Source organism: Chryseobacterium ginsenosidimutans (assembly GCF_024807225.1).
In the GTDB taxonomy this organism is placed as follows: Bacteria; Bacteroidota; Bacteroidia; order Flavobacteriales; family Weeksellaceae; genus Chryseobacterium; species Chryseobacterium ginsenosidimutans.
Window position 1 is genome coordinate 4,134,022 of sequence record NZ_JANUCO010000001.1, and the last position, 15,310, is coordinate 4,149,331.

Consider the following 15,310-nt stretch of genomic DNA (forward strand, 5'->3'; position numbering starts at 1 on the left):
AAAGAAAAAAAATTTTAAGTATGAATTAAAATAATTTTTAACTTTGTTTCTCAAAATTTATCTAACAAACATATTAACATTCAAGAATATGAAAAAATTAATCGCAGGAATTGCGTTATTTGGTACATTTGCATTGGCATCTGCACAAACGATTACATTTGATAAGACTACTTTCGACTATGGTACTGTGAAACCAAGTTCAGACGGTATCAGATTCTTTACGGTTACGAATACAGGTGATAAGCCTCTAATTCTTTCAAACGTAAAAGCATCTTGTGGATGTACAACTCCTGAATTTAAGACAGATCCTATTATGCCAGGAAAATCTGCTCAGATCAAAGTGGGATACAACACTGCTATTAACGGTGGATTCAACAAAATGATCGAGGTATTTTCTAACGACCCTGCAAACAGCAGAAGCGTAATTTACATCAAAGGAAACGTAGATCCAAACGCTCCGGATCCAAAACCATTAACTCCTGAAGAGTTAAAAGCTAAAGCTAAAGCTGACAAAGCTGCTGCAAAGGCTGCTGCTAAAGAAGCAAAAAAAGCTGCTAAAATTGCTGCAAAAAAGTAAATCTCTACTTAAAAAATAAAGAAACCGTCTCCATCGAGGCGGTTTTTTTATTACATTTATGTAAGTTTAGTTGATGGATGATGGTTTTTGGTTGATGGATTATTGCTAAACGCTATTTTTTTTAATCTTTAATCTTTTAATTATTTAAAATATATGGACACCAATTTCTCAGATGACTTTTTAGTTAAAGGAAAATTTTCAATAAAAAAAACTTCAACAGAATACAAAGGAAAACTTACGAAAGAAGAAGGCACACAATTATTGATTCAGGAAAAGGAAAAACTTCGTGATTTGCAAGAAAGATTGTATTCAGACGGAAGCAAATCTATTCTGGTAGTGCTTCAGGCGATGGATGCAGCGGGAAAAGACAGTTTAATTGAGCATGTTTTCGGAGGTGTAAATCCTCAAGGTTGTAACGTGACGAGTTTTAAAACACCAAGCGCAAAGGAATATACTCACGATTTTTTGTGGAGACATTATCTGGCGTTACCTCAAAAGGGAATGATCGGGATTTTCAACCGTTCTCATTATGAAAATGTGCTGGTTTGTAAAGTGCATCCTGAATATAATTTAAGTGAAAAAACATGGAAATCTGTAAAGGATTTTGATACTACATTCTGGGAAAACCGCTACGAAAGCATCCGAAATTTTGAAAAACATCTTGCTCAAAACGGAACAACGATCGTAAAAATTTTTCTAAACGTTTCTAAAGGTGAACAAAAGAAAAGACTTCTAGACCGCATCAACCAAGCCGAGAAAAACTGGAAATTCTCCACCGCCGATCTTCCGGAAAGAGCTTTATTTGATAAGTATATGGAATGCTACGAAACGGCAATCAACGAAACCGCGAAAGATGATGCACCTTGGTACGTTCTTCCGGCTGATAATAAATGGTTTGCAAGAGTGGCGGCAATACAGATCATTATTGATACTTTAGAAAAAATGAATCTGAAATATCCTACACTTTCGAAAGAAGAAAAAGCAGGATTGCAGGAAGCTAAAAAGCAATTGGAAAGCGAGTAATACGGGATGGAAGATGGGAGCTTGAAGATGGAGGTTAAAAAGATAGCATTAAAAACTTCCTTCTTCCAGCTTCTAACTTCCAGCTTTTTTGAAAAACCACGAGAAAATCTATAAGCCGGATTTTGTACTTTAAAAAAGTGCCTGTTATTTATCTACGTCGTGCATTGCTGCAAAACTTGAGCTGATTACCCCTCGGCTTTCAGAGCGAGCAACTCCTATTTCCATTGCTGAAAAGAACCGATATACTTATCATTGCACCACAAAGAGTTTACCTGGTTTCACTACAGCCGAACTGTACATACTTTCTGTTGCACTTGTCCTACCCTCGCGGGTGACGGATGTTATCCGCTTTGATGCTCTATGGTGTCCGGACTTTCCTACCCTTACCGAAATAAGAATCAACAAGCCGATTTTCTCGTGGATGCAAAGATACAATTTAATGTAACAATTCAGCAATGTACCAATGTAGCGGTGAAAAATTGTGTGGTTTTACGAATTCCTACATTGTCAAATTATTATTGTTAGATTGAGATTTTGTCGTTATCTTCGTGCAACTAAACTACACATTTACATTGGCTTCAAAGGAAAAAGAATTTGCGCAGCTTATAAAGGATAATCAGGGATTGATTATTAAAGTTTCGCGTCTTTACACCAATTCTTTGGAGGATGAAGAAGATCTTTTTCAGGAGATTGTTTTACAATTATGGAGAAGTTACGATTCATTTAAAGGAAATTCTAAAATTTCTACCTGGATGTACCGTGTTGCCTTAAATACAGCCATTACCCTTTTCAGGAAAAAAAGCAAGAGCCTACAAACCAACGAACTAGATGTAAATCATGCAGATTTTATCGAAGATGATGACGAAAAGCAACAACAGGTATCACTTTTGTATACTGTAATAAAGACGCTCCCCAATGTGGAAAGAGCGATTGTAATGATGTATCTGGATGATTTGCCTTACAAGGATATTGCAGAAAACCTCGGGATTACCGAAGTAAATGCGCGTGTGAAAATGAACAGATTAAAGAAAACCCTTAAAGAACAGATGGAAAAATATGCCTGAATTTGATTTAGACAGCTTTAAGAAAACATGGCAGGAACAGCCTGTTCAGGAGAAATACGACAACTCTGAAATCCTTCAGATGCTGAACCGTAAGTCGCGCAATTATGTGAAGTATATTTTCTGGATCAGTGTTTTTGAGTTTTTCCTGTTCTCTGTTATGGGTATATTTTATTTCTTTCAAGGGGAGGAAACGAATGGTTTTTTAAGCTTTTTAGAAAAATTAGGTGCCAAAAAGACTCCTGAAATTGAAAGTAATTTTGATTCTATTTATTTAGTACTAAAAATATTAAGTCTCGTTGTTACCGCTTATTTCGTTTATAAATTTTATCAAAACTATCGCAAGATAAAAATTGAAGAAAACCTTAAAGGTCTCATTACGAGAATTATGAAATTCAAAAAAACGGTTAATGCTTTTATCCTCATCAGCATTCTTTTGCTTGTGGCATTCACCTCTATTTTTACGATTTTTGTATTTTATGCTTTAAATTCTCAGAATGTAGAACCTGAAAAATCTGCTCTTATTATTTTCGTTGTGGGAATTATCTTAACAACAGGGCTTTCAGTTTTATTAATCTGGATTTATTATAGATTAGTTTACGGAATTATCATGAGAAAACTCGACAGAAATCTAACTCAGTTAAAAGAAATAGATTCTCAGGAAATTTAACCTAAAAAGTATGAGTTTAAGATAAATTTGTTAATTTTAGTTAACCAAATCTTTCACTCTATGCATTTATCATATGTTCATGGTGCTTCAGACATTCCATTATTGGGACAAACTATCGGAAACAACCTAAAACAAACCGTTGAAAAATTTCACAATCAGGAAGCATTAATCTGCGTACATCAAAATTATCGGGCCACTTATCAGGAATTTTACAATCAGACCACTGCTGTTGCTAAAGCTTTAATTTTCTTAGGTGTAAAAACCGGAGATCGTATCGGTGTATGGTCTACAAACCGCTATGAATGGGTTCTCTTGCAATATGCAACTGCCAGAATCGGAGTCATTTTAGTCAATATAAATCCTGCGTACAGAACCAGTGAACTTATTTTTGTGATCAATCAGTCGGAAATGTCACATATTTTTTCTGCACTTAATTTTAAATCAAGTGATTATAAAAAGATGATCGCCGATGCAAGAGAATTCTGTACCACATTAAAATCAGAAATTTTCTTTGATGACAATTGGGAGGATTTTGTGAATAACGGTCAGGAAATTTCCGATGATACCTTAGCTATTTTCGAAGAGCATGTTCAGTTTGATGATCCTGTAAATATTCAGTATACATCGGGAACAACAGGCTTTCCGAAAGGTGTGACGCTTTCCCATCATAATATTTTAAATAACGGATATTTTATCGGAGTAAGATTAAAATATACCGAAAAAGACAGGGTTTGTATTCCTGTTCCGTTTTATCATTGTTTTGGAATGGTGATCGGAAATATTTGCTGTACAACTCACGGAGCGTGTATGGTAATTCCGAATGACAGTTTTGATCCTGAAATTACACTTCAAGTCGTTTCTGATGAAAAATGTACCTCTTTATACGGAGTTCCTACGATGTTTATTGCTGAATTGGCAGCTAAAAATTTTGATACTTTTGATTTTTCAAGCTTAAGAACAGGCGTTATGGCGGGTTCTGTTTGTCCGCCGGAAATTATGAAAAAGGTGGAAAACCTCATGAATATTAAAGAAATGAGCATCTGCTATGGAATGACGGAAACTTCGCCCGTTTCTACTCAGACTTTGATAGGAACGCCATTTGAAAAGCAGGTAAACACCGTTGGAACTGTTCAGAATCATTTAGAAATAAAAATCATCGACGAAAACGGAAAAATTCTGGAACGTGGTGAACACGGTGAATTATGCACAAGAGGATATTCGGTCATGCTGAAATACTGGAACGATCCTGAAAACACAAAAAAAGTACTCGACGAAGGACGATGGATGCACACCGGAGATCTTGCCATAATGGATGATGAAGGTTATATTACCATTTCCGGAAGGATAAAAGATCTGATCATTCGTGGCGGCGAAAATATCTCTCCGAAAGAAATTGAAGACTTTTTATATACCTATCCGAATATTTTAGATGTTCAGATTATTGGAGTTCCGAGTGAAAAATTTGGGGAAGAAGTAATGGCGTGGGTGAAAGTGAGAAAAGGTTTTCATGTAAATGAAGAAGAGCTTTTAGAGTATTGTAAAGGCAGAATCGCCCATTATAAAGTCCCGAAATACTGGAAGTTTGTGGATGAATTCCCAATGACGATTTCCGGAAAAATACGAAAAGTGGAAATGAGAGAAGTTTCTATGAAGGAGCTTGGTTTGGAAAAAATGAGTCATTAAATTTTAATATAACAACATAAAAAAAGCATTTCAGATTTGAAATGCTTTTCTATTATTTTAAAGTTCTTTTCTTAGTCTTGCAACAGGAATATTGAGCTGTTCACGGTATTTTGCAATCGTTCTTCTGGCAATATTATATCCTTGTTCTTTCAAGATCACAACAAGAGCGTCGTCAGTTAATGGTTTTCTCTTATTTTCTTTGCTGATGACTTCCTGAAGATGATTTTTAATTTCTTTTGTAGAAACCTCTTCGCCGTCGTCATTCGTCAAACTGTCAGAAAATAAATCTTTCAGATAAAGAATTCCGTTTGATGTATCTGCATATTTACTTTTTACCACCCTTGAAATCGTAGAAATATCAAAGCCTGTAATATCTGCAATATCTTTCAGAATCATTGGTTTTAACGATTTTTCATCACCCGTAATGAAATAATTCTTCTGGAATTTTACAATCGCCGTAATCGTCTGCAGCAATGTATTCTGACGTTGATTAATCGCGTCAATATACCATTTTGCAGCATCTAATTTCTGTTTAATAAACAAAGCTGCCTGTTTGTGTTCAGAAGAGTTTTTATCGTGAGAATAGGTTGTTAAAATGTCTTTGTATTCTTCAGAAACTCTCAACGTCGGTGCATTTTTGCTGTTCAGCATCGGGATTACCATTCCGTCTTTCACCTGAATCACAAAATCCGGGATAATTTCCTGATTAATTGTAATGGTTTGAGTATCAAAATTCCCCCCTACTTTTGGAGATAATTTTGAAATTTCATCCAACGCTTCTTTCAGATCTTCTTCTTCAATATCGTACTTCTGGATAATCTTATTATAGTGCTTATTCGTCAAAGCATCAAACTGATGTCTCAAAATATTTGCAGCCAAAGAAACTGCTTTATCAGCGCTTACTTTCTTTTCGATCTGCAACAGAAGGCATTCCTGCAGACCTCTTGCTCCTACTCCGGGCGGATCAAGCTTCTGAACATAATTTTCAAGAATATATTCAATATTTTCTTTCGTTGTATAAATTCCTTGCGAGAATGCAAGATCATCAACAATAGATTTGATTTCTCTTCTTAAATATCCATCGGTATCAAGATTTCCGATCAGATATTCTGCCACTTTAATATCTTCTTTATTGATATTGGCAAGGTGAATCTGCTCCAAAAGATAATCATACAGAGACTGACCTTCCGTTAAAAGGCTCTCGTTATCGAATTCTTCATCGTCTGAAGAGTAGTTACTGGATGCAGTTTTATAGGTAGGTTCGTCGTCATAAAGATATTGGTCAACATCAAAATCGGTTTCAATGCTTTCCGTGCCTTCACTTTCGTAAGACTCCTCCAGCGACGCATAATCATCTTCCTGAGATTCTTCTTTTGCGATTTCCAATGCCGGATTCTCTTCTAACTCCCTCTCCAATTCCTCTTCAAATTCCAACGTGTGAAGCTGGATCAACTTCATCAACTGAATTTGCTGAGGAGCCAACTTCTGTCCTAATTTGAGTTGTAAGTGTTGTTTAAGCATATTATTAATTGGTGTTTAACATAACATATTCTACGAATTTAATAAATTATTTCGACAAAAAAACATTTTAGCACGATTTTTGTAGCATACTTATCAACAATAATAAATTATTAAAATAAACAAAAAGCCTTAAATCTTACTTTAAGGCTTTTTTATGCTTTTTAGAGGCGTATATTTTCGGGATTTCTTCTGTTGTCCCAAAACGCAAGAACCTCAACAACCTCTTCATGTATTCTATAATAAAGTGAAAAATTCTTATCAATTAAGACATACTTTACGCCTTTTATTTCCGATGGAGAACCAATATAAGGGTTTTGAGAAATCAGTTTTTCTTTTTTCTCAACTTCAGATATTAATTTTCGTGAATATGTTTCAGAGGAATTATGAACATTCCAATACCTTAAGATATCAGCAAAAGATAATAAGGCTTTTCGAGTCCACTTTATTTGAAACATTGATTCAAAATTTCTTTAGCTTCCTCATTTGTAACAAAATCTCCTCGATCCGCCTGCTCAATACCTTTCAAGATTTCATCTTTCTGCCATTCTGTAAGGTTTTCTTCTTTATTGATTTCAAAATTAATTTTTAATTCATCCAGGAGCGCCTTCAATAAATTAATCTGATTTTCATTTTCTGTATGTATTGTAATTGTGCTCATTTCCATAATTTTAGTAAAGTTAATAAAAAAATCCTTCCCATATTATGAGAAGGATTTTGTATAATTTATAACTGAATTTTTTAAAACTCTGCGTTTTTCGGTGTTCTAGGGAAAGGAATTACGTCTCTGATGTTCGTCATTCCTGTTACGAAAAGAACCAGTCTTTCCAGTCCTAATCCAAATCCTGCATGCGGAACAGAACCGAATTTTCTAGTGTCTAAATACCACCAAAGCTCATGTTCGTCAACGTGCATATCTGCCATTTTCTGTTTTAAAACATCCAATCTCGCTTCTCTCTCAGAAACCTCCGATAATCTCACCGATTCCTGGGAAAAGCACGTCCATTGCTGCAACAGTTTTGTTGTCGTCATTCAGTTTCATGTAGAATGCTTTGATCTCTTTCGGATAATCAAACAACACTACCGGACTTTCAAAATGTTTTTCAACCAAAAATCTTTCGTGCTCCGACTGAAGATCGGTCCCCCAACTTTCAACGGGATACTGGAATTTCCCTTTTTTATTTTCTTTTGAGTTCATTAAGATCTCAATAGCTTCCGTATAAGAAACTCTTTTAAAACGTTTAGCAATAACATTTTCAAGCTTTTCGATCAAGCCTTCTTTTGCTCTTTCTTTTTCCGGTTTTGATTTTTGTTCTTCTGCAAAACGTTTGTCTAAGAAATCAAGATCGTCTTTACAGTTATCCAACACATATTGAATTACATATTTCAAGAAATCTTCTGCCAAATCGATGTTGTCTTCAAGATTATTGAAAGCAACTTCCGGCTCGATCATCCAGAATTCTGCAAGGTGTCTTGTCGTGTTTGAGTTTTCTGCACGGAAAGTAGGTCCGAAAGTATAAATTCTTCCCAATCCCATTGCTGCAGTTTCTCCTTCAAGCTGTCCTGAAACCGTTAAGTTGGTCTTTTTACCAAAGAAATCCTGTGCGAAATCAATTTCACCTTCTTCAGTTCTTGGAATATTGTTTAAATCGAAGTTGGTAACGCCAAACATTTCTCCCGCTCCTTCTGCATCCGCTCCTGTTACAATCGGCGTGTTGATGTAGAAAAACTGGTTTTGGTTAAAGAAAGAATGCACCGCAAAACTTACCGCGTGACGCACTCTGAAAACCGCTCCGAATAAATTGGTTCTGAATCTTAAATGCGCCTGATCTCTCAAAGTTTCTAATGAGTGTTTTTTAGGCTGAAGAATCGTTTTGTCTCTGTCTTCTGTAAAGTTATCTCCTAAAATGATGATCTTTTTAGCTACAATTTCCACCGCTTGTCCGGCTCCCTGACTTTCTACAACCTCTCCAATCACTTTCAAAGAAGAAGCTGTACTTATTTTATTAATGATTTCTTCGTCGAAATTTTCGAAATCAACAACGATTTGCAAATTATTAATTGTAGAACCATCATTAAGCGCAATGAAGCGATTCGCACGGAACGTTCTTACCCAACCGTAAACCGTAATGTCATGATGTAATACTTTCTTGTAATCCTGTAGGATTTCCTTAATGGTCTGCTTTTTCATTTGTCGATGATAAAATTTTTCGTATAAAAATTAATGAATGCAAAGTTACAAAAAAACAGCGCAATTTGATAGTTACGCTGCCTTTTTACAAAATCATTTATCAATTATTTAATAAAAAACGATGCTTTAAATATGATATTAATTAAAGAATATTGACTTTTTCCGTTGTTTTCCGCTCCTGATTTTCCAGGCATGATATGAACTCGGAACATCGTATTGCCATTTTGGAAGTAATAAAATAATCAAAATAACATCGATATGAGATACAAATCCCAATCCGACTGTAAGATAAAACGCCCAACCAGCCTGTTGAAATCCGATTAAATAAGTAAAAGCAATGAGCAAACTTAAGCCCCACATTTTTGATAAAAAAGCGTGAGTACAGGTTTCCTTGCCGAATTTCCAAATACTGATAACGTAGCAAAGTGCTTCCATTCCGAAGATTAAAAGAATTCCTTCCCATTCATTTTTAATCAACTCTGGATTTAGAAAATAAGCTCCAAAACCTAATGAAAGCCAGAAAATTAAATCGGTCTGACTGTCTAATCGTCTTAATTTTTCTGAGGAAACACCGACTTTTCGGGCAATAATTCCATCGAAAACATCCGTCAATAATCCGAAATACATTAATGTTAAAATTAAAAATCGGGATTCTTCTCCTTTGAAATAGGCTAAAAACATAATAATTGGAGCGAGAATAAATCTTATGGCAATTAATAAGTAAGGAATTGTTTTCATGATTGAAATTTTAAAATTCTAGCTCAAAATTATCTGCGGAAAGCACAACATTCAATGCGAAAAAAAATTAAAATAAATATGCGCATTTGTGAAAATCACAAAAACCATGCGTCAGAAACGTTTATTAAAGGAAATCCGGAAAAATTGTTGAACGATGAGATTCTCAATATTCTTATTATAAGCCATCTCGAGAAATTTTTTAGTTGTTACTAATAGATTATTGTGTGTTTTGATATATAAATGACAAATAAGGAAGAGTATAATAATATTCTTCCTTATTCATAGATGTGGTAATATTTTTATTTTACGGGTGCGTTTTTGAGAGACCAAGCAAAAATATCGATCAGATACTGTTCAAAATTGGTTTTGTGGGCTCCTATTGTATCTCCGAATTTATCTCCGAAAATAAATACACCTCTTGTAGTATCCCCAAACATAGATGTTGCTCCGGCATCATTACCTGCAGCAATTTCACCAATTTCTACCCCGGAATTTGAGGTGATAAAACCTGTGCTAGCACCACTGTTACCAAAAGTTTGGTCTGTAGTGAATGCAAAAGGGGTAGGTATTGAAGTACTTGTAAATACCTCTGGTAAAGTATTTTGTCCTGTAGCTCTACTCATTTGAGTATCTCCGTCTTCTACATAATAATTCAATTCTGCAGCAATTCCTGCTTCCTGTTCTTTGTCACACGTTATCATTACAATCCCTTGTTTTGCCGCAACCCAATCTCTTAATAAACTCCCGTACGCACTCGCAGTTCCTGGAGACCATTCTTTGGCAGATACCCAAACAATAGAAGCTATCTTCAGCAAATTATGAAACCTGTTAATACTTCCCGATGCTCCTGTAGGTACATCTACAACCTGAACATTGCTGGTTCCTGCATACGTTTTCGCAGGTAAGGCTCCCAAATAAAATCCACCATTCAGCCAAGATCCTACTTCACTGTAAGCACCTCCGGAAGTAGAAGGACCTATAAGATTAGAGAGATTTTGGTCTCCGGCTAAATTCAAGACAATCATTGTAGAAGAAGATCTGTTGATGAATTTAAGCTTCACGTCACTACAAGACGCTACTGACGCTACGGATGAATTTGTGGGAGTAATAGTTACAGATCCTGTTGCCGTTGTAGATGCTACAGTAGGGGTACCCGATATTGGATACATGTATACATTTTGAGCACCAAAACTCACAAATGAACCCTCCGCACTAAAGGTAATCCCGTTGATAACACCTGAATAATTATAACTACCTAAAGCGGTAACATTTATAGCGACAACAATTCTTACCGTTTGATTTCCTTCAACAGGCAAATCGGAGTTGTACACTCCTTCTACTTTTATACTGCTACAATTGGTAAAATCTATTTTTGCAGGCTTTTCTCCACACATCTCTGCCCAAACTCCTTGGGAAGTTTCTGTATCCCAGTTCCAAACATTGAAACAGTTTGTAGTAATGTTATAAATACTCAACCCATTTTCAGTAGCACCGGGATCAATATTAGCTCGTTCCTCAGTGGTATAGCGCTGAATAAGTAATCCATTGTACCTATCTGGTGCAGAATTACTTGTAGGATCGTTTCTTTCGGCTATATGAAGGCCTGCTTTCAAATTGGGTTTGGATGTAAGGATACCTACTTGACCAAAAGCGATGGTAGATAATAGCGCGCATGCCATTATTAATAAATTTCTTTTCATCATGTCGAATTTAAATTGTTTTTAGTTAATATTTGAAAAAAGAATAATTTTCATTTAAATAGTTTTTTCTATAAATATCCGCTACAAAACTATTTTTAATTATCCTCTACATAACAAAAAAGACACCCTCACAATCACTCGCGAGGGCATAAACTCACACAAATTAAATACTTAATATCCACTGAGTGATTTCAATATCATAGGGAATATCGAGTTTTTTTCTTAATCTATATTTCTTACTCTCTACAGATTTAATAGTAGTGTTTGTAAAGGCTGCAATTTGTTTGGTATCCAGGTTTAGTCTCATCATTGCACATAAATGTTGATCAGATAAAATAAGCTTTGAGCTTATTTCGTCTAATTTTGGTAAAAAATCCGGAAAAAAAGATTGAAATTTATATAAGAAAAAAGGATCGTCTTTCTGGGCAAGCTTCATAATCTCTTCAATATTCTCATCGGTAAGATTATTTACGAGAAACTGGCTTTTGAGCAATCTTTCATTTTCAGTCTTTAAAGATATGATTCTATCGGCATTATATTCATTTTCCATATGCAAAAAATAGGCTATCGACCTTTTTCGTTCTATGAAATAATAATCTATCACAAAAGCCAAAATACTGAAGGTCACATTTAAAATCATTAATTTTTTTTCATATCTATTGGTAGCAATTCCAATATCTCGTTTAAACAAAGTAAAATTGCTTGCTAACGTAATGTATAAACAGATCATTATAAAAGACGCCAAAGAATAAATAATTTTCTTATCTGTTTTAATCTGGAAAAAAAAAGCTAAAGCCAAAATTAGTGGGAAATAAAATAAAAAAACACCACTTTCTTCTCCAAAAAATGAAGAATAATAAGTAATAACAAGGCATAAAAAAATAAAGACAGCAATTATAATCTTTTTATTCTTCCTATGTTCTTTTAGCAACATTGAGAATATCCACAAAAATGAAATGCAGCCTAAAAAAATACTGTCACCCGATACTTTTAAAAATATGATAATAGAAATACTGTGGAAAAAGAAAATAAGGAAAAGCAACACCAAATGTTGGTTAATTAATATGGTAAAGTTCTTTTCAAATTCGTTGGAGTTTTCATCAACTCCCCATAAAGAGATAAATTTTACTACTTTTAAAATTTTTGAGGGAAAAAAAATTGTGTTCAGAGACATAGTCGAAATATTTGTTTTTGATAAAATTCATCAATAGAGATAAGTGTTTTTGATATAAAATCTTATTTGCAATACATACAAATACCGAATGATCATATTTTATAAAAATACATAATTCTCATTTAAAAGAAATATTATACAAAATAAAAAATTTAAATAAATAACTATTTATCAATTAATTAAAATTATAAATTTATTTAAATACGTTGAAATATTCACAACATATACAAATTATTAATCCTAATAAATAATATAAAATTTTTATTACATTTTTACTACAACAACTCTACTAAAAATAGCCTCAAATTAATAAATACGGGAGTTTCGTCGCTTACATAGAATAAAAACAGTAACAATTAAAATATCTGTTCATTTTTTTCATGATTTCTCTTTTTTTAAGTACCAATTGATGATCGGCATTTTACGTTTTGGGTTGACATTCCATAATCCTATCTGAAATACTTTTCCATTTTTATTTTTATTAATAACGCCTATTTGGCATCCTTTAAATTTTTCTCCTTTGTTAACAAATCCCACCTGAAGTCCATTTCCTGTCTTATTATCATTAAAACCTCCTGCCTGAATTCCGTTAAATTTTTCCGCATCATTAAAAAATGCTACCAATATTCCGTTTCCGGAAACTGTAGAATTACTAAGCCATGATATGTGCAACCCATTCAGTTTTCCCGAAGTATTATTAAAACCATTCAGAGAAAGACCATTCGTTTCCTGAGCAATATGATACATAGAAATCCCTACTCCGTTCAGTTTTTTTCCATCCATCATTCCTCCGGTAGAAATATGAAGTCCGTTGACAGTCGCTGTTTCCTCGCCTTCTTTAGGAACCTCAATAGCATGCGGAATTAATAAATAAAGTAAACTTATAGGATTTGCCTGTAGATTTATCCCGTTAATTCTCTGTTTTCGGTAATCATCCAAAACTCCCACGTTAATCCCATTTGTATTTTTAAGGATTTTATTTTGTGGATTTACGTTAATAAATGAAGACTTAATTTTCAAACTGTCTTGTCCGAAAATAAATGAACTCATAAAAAGTGCGGTAAATAATAATTTCGTTTTCATACTATTTATTTTAAAATTATAAATCAAAACTACAGTCCGCAACTCAAGTTATAAATGTGAAAAAAAATTAAAATAAATAAGTACATTTGTGAAAATCACAAAAGCCATGCATCAGGAACGTTTATTAAAAGAAATCCGGAAAAAAATTGGTGACAGATCATTGAATGATGAACTCGCCAATATTCTTGGGATAAGCTATGATGCGGCTCACAGAAGAACATCTTTAAAGGCAAAACTCAGTTTTGAGGAAGCCTTGGAATTGGCAAAATATTATCAGATTTCGCTCAATCAGTTCATCACTTCAGATCAACAAATTGTTGTACAAAAAACTTCGGCTGTAACTGAAACTGGGGATTTACAGTCTTTTTTCAAAAATAATCTCAGCGTTTTCGAGAATCTGCCGCTTTCGGATAAAATGACTATTTATTATTCCGCGAAAGATATTCCGTTCTTTTATACGCTTTCGGATACACTGCTTTCCCGTTTCAAAATTTATGTCTGGATGAATTTGTTGAATGCGAAACAGGTCTTCATTCCTTTTCTACAGTTTTCACCGCCCCATTTTGAAACCAATACCAAAGAATTAAGAAAAAAATATGAGGAACAAAACGTGGTAGAATTGTGGAATGATAGGACGGTTTCCAGTATCTTGCAGCAGATTTCATTTTATTATGATACCGGACTTTTACAAAAAAATGAAGCCCAAATTATTTTGAAAGAAGTAAAAGAATTGATAGAATATATTGAACAAAAAACAGAAAGCAACCCGAAATTCCGGTTGTATGAAAATGAATTGATGCATCTTTCCAATGACATCTTTTTTCATCATCCCGAACAGTCACTTTTTGCTATACCGACCAATATGTTTGGATATATTTTGATGAATGATGCCAAAACCTGTGACGAAACACTGAATTATTTTGACCATCAAATCAAGAATTCAAAATCGATGAATACTTCAGGAAACCGCGACAGAAAGAAGTTTTTCAATAAAATGTATGAACAGATTGAAAATCTAAACCAAAAACTATAACATGAAAAACCTTCGTAATGGTGAATTCTTCGGGCAGACCAACAAAACCCTCAATTTCGATGGATTAACCATTACGGATACAGAATATACGCATCCTTTCGTCGATTGGCATTACCACGAAAATCCTTATTTTACCTTTCTGCTGCAGGGAAATATGACGGAAGGAAATAAAAAAGAAATCTACGACTGCTCTGCTGGAACACTCCTCTATCATCATTGGGAAGACGCTCATTACAACATAAAACCGGATATTTTTACGAGAGGTTTTCACATTGAAATCACTGAAAAATGGTTTGAAAAATTCCAGGTTTCAAAAGCTCCGATTGAAGGAAGCTTCAATATTAAAAATCCTGATTTAAAATTATTGACCTATCAGATCTTTAAGGAAACTAAGTTGAGTGATGATTCTTTTGAATTGACTATCAATCAATTATTATTAACTATTTTCAGTCAGTTATCTAATCAAAAAGATGATTCATTAAAGAAGCCGACTTGGGTAAAACAAGTTGATGAAATTCTGCATGAAAATTTTACACAAAAATTGAATTTGACTGAGCTTTCAAAGGTTTTAAATATTCATCCGATGCATTTGAGCAGAGATTTTCAGAAATATTTTCCATGTAATCTGGGAGATTATGTAAGAAAACTTAAGGTTGAAAAATCTTTGAAACTTCTTCATGAATATGAGTCTTTATCCGAAGTTGCCTTGGAATGTGGTTTTTCAGATCAAAGTCATTTTATTCGTTGTTTTAAAGAAAATATGGGGATCACTCCTTTGAAATATAGGAAGATTTTGAAATGATTTTTCTCCCACGGATTACACAGATTTTCACGGATGATTGCGTTTAATTCTTATTCG

The 15,310-nt window shown here is 34.0% G+C and carries 14 protein-coding genes, 1 other RNA gene and 1 pseudogene; 7 read left to right on the forward strand and 9 right to left on the reverse strand.

Features of this window, described 5'->3' with window-relative positions:
• Nucleotides 1-88 precede the first annotated feature (88 nt).
• Both J3D55_RS19320 and J3D55_RS19325 read left to right on the forward strand, forming a co-directional pair.
• On the forward strand, nucleotides 89-577 hold the full coding sequence (locus tag J3D55_RS19320) for a DUF1573 domain-containing protein (RefSeq protein ID WP_259133504.1): 489 nt from the start codon (nucleotides 89-91) through the stop codon (nucleotides 575-577).
• 153 nt (nucleotides 578-730) lie between these two features.
• Nucleotides 731-1,600 (forward strand): PPK2 family polyphosphate kinase, encoded by an 870-nt coding sequence (locus J3D55_RS19325; RefSeq protein WP_259133506.1) that lies wholly within the window; start codon nucleotides 731-733, stop codon nucleotides 1,598-1,600.
• A 95-nt stretch (nucleotides 1,601-1,695) separates the two neighbouring features.
• On the opposite strand, the gene rnpB is transcribed toward J3D55_RS19325, so the two are convergent.
• An RNA gene (gene rnpB / locus J3D55_RS19330) (RNase P RNA component class A) lies at nucleotides 1,696-2,018 on the reverse strand.
• Between the two features lie 154 nt (nucleotides 2,019-2,172).
• On the opposite strand from rnpB, the gene J3D55_RS19335 reads away from it, so the two are divergent.
• The 3 genes from J3D55_RS19335 to J3D55_RS19345 are packed head-to-tail and all read left to right on the forward strand — an operon-like array spanning nucleotide 2,173 to nucleotide 5,014.
• Nucleotides 2,173-2,664, forward strand: coding sequence for an RNA polymerase sigma factor (locus J3D55_RS19335; protein ID WP_259133508.1), 492 nt, complete (start codon nucleotides 2,173-2,175; stop codon nucleotides 2,662-2,664).
• On the forward strand, nucleotides 2,657-3,331 hold the full coding sequence (locus J3D55_RS19340; RefSeq protein ID WP_259133510.1) for a DUF8845 family protein: 675 nt from the start codon (nucleotides 2,657-2,659) through the stop codon (nucleotides 3,329-3,331). The genes J3D55_RS19335 and J3D55_RS19340 overlap by 8 nt, the downstream gene beginning before the upstream one ends.
• Nucleotides 3,332-3,391: 60 nt before the next feature.
• Nucleotides 3,392-5,014 carry an AMP-binding protein gene (locus tag J3D55_RS19345; protein ID WP_259133518.1) on the forward strand — a complete coding sequence of 541 codons (1,623 nt, stop codon included), beginning with the start codon at nucleotides 3,392-3,394 and terminating at the stop codon, nucleotides 5,012-5,014.
• 57 nt (nucleotides 5,015-5,071) lie between these two features.
• Here J3D55_RS19345 and rpoN read toward each other — a convergent pair whose 3' ends face one another.
• From rpoN to J3D55_RS19385, 8 genes and pseudogenes are all read right to left on the reverse strand, one after another.
• Nucleotides 5,072-6,535 carry an RNA polymerase factor sigma-54 gene (rpoN, locus tag J3D55_RS19350; RefSeq protein ID WP_259133520.1) on the reverse strand — a complete coding sequence of 488 codons (1,464 nt, stop codon included), beginning with the start codon at nucleotides 6,533-6,535 and terminating at the stop codon, nucleotides 5,072-5,074.
• A gap of 161 nt (nucleotides 6,536-6,696) precedes the next feature.
• Nucleotides 6,697-6,990 (reverse strand): type II toxin-antitoxin system RelE/ParE family toxin, encoded by a 294-nt coding sequence (locus J3D55_RS19355; RefSeq protein WP_259133521.1) that lies wholly within the window; start codon nucleotides 6,988-6,990, stop codon nucleotides 6,697-6,699.
• Entirely contained in the window at nucleotides 6,978-7,193 is a 216-nt protein-coding gene (locus J3D55_RS19360) for a DUF2683 family protein (protein WP_259133523.1), read from the reverse strand. Before J3D55_RS19360 ends, J3D55_RS19355 begins: the two co-directional genes overlap by 13 nt.
• Before the next feature lie 80 nt (nucleotides 7,194-7,273).
• Nucleotides 7,274-8,723, reverse strand: a pseudogene (asnS, locus tag J3D55_RS19365) (asparagine--tRNA ligase).
• A gap of 138 nt (nucleotides 8,724-8,861) precedes the next feature.
• Complete coding sequence (locus J3D55_RS19370) at nucleotides 8,862-9,461, reverse strand: CDP-alcohol phosphatidyltransferase family protein (RefSeq protein ID WP_259133525.1); 600 nt, start codon at nucleotides 9,459-9,461, stop codon at nucleotides 8,862-8,864.
• Between the two features lie 299 nt (nucleotides 9,462-9,760).
• On the reverse strand, nucleotides 9,761-11,140 hold the full coding sequence (locus tag J3D55_RS19375) for a phage tail-like protein (RefSeq protein ID WP_259133526.1): 1,380 nt from the start codon (nucleotides 11,138-11,140) through the stop codon (nucleotides 9,761-9,763).
• A gap of 184 nt (nucleotides 11,141-11,324) precedes the next feature.
• Entirely contained in the window at nucleotides 11,325-12,095 is a 771-nt protein-coding gene (locus J3D55_RS19380; RefSeq protein WP_259133528.1) for a helix-turn-helix transcriptional regulator, read from the reverse strand.
• Nucleotides 12,096-12,713: 618 nt separating this feature from the next.
• Entirely contained in the window at nucleotides 12,714-13,418 is a 705-nt protein-coding gene (locus tag J3D55_RS19385) for an LA_2272 family surface repeat-containing protein (protein WP_259133531.1), read from the reverse strand.
• Between the two features lie 88 nt (nucleotides 13,419-13,506).
• Here J3D55_RS19385 and J3D55_RS19390 point away from each other — a divergent pair, with 88 nt between their 5' ends.
• Nucleotides 13,507-14,451 carry a helix-turn-helix domain-containing protein gene (locus tag J3D55_RS19390; RefSeq protein ID WP_259133533.1) on the forward strand — a complete coding sequence of 315 codons (945 nt, stop codon included), beginning with the start codon at nucleotides 13,507-13,509 and terminating at the stop codon, nucleotides 14,449-14,451.
• Nucleotide 14,452: 1 nt separating this feature from the next.
• Nucleotides 14,453-15,253 (forward strand): helix-turn-helix domain-containing protein, encoded by an 801-nt coding sequence (locus J3D55_RS19395; RefSeq protein ID WP_259133543.1) that lies wholly within the window; start codon nucleotides 14,453-14,455, stop codon nucleotides 15,251-15,253.
• The last annotated feature ends 57 nt before the right edge of the window (nucleotides 15,254-15,310 follow it).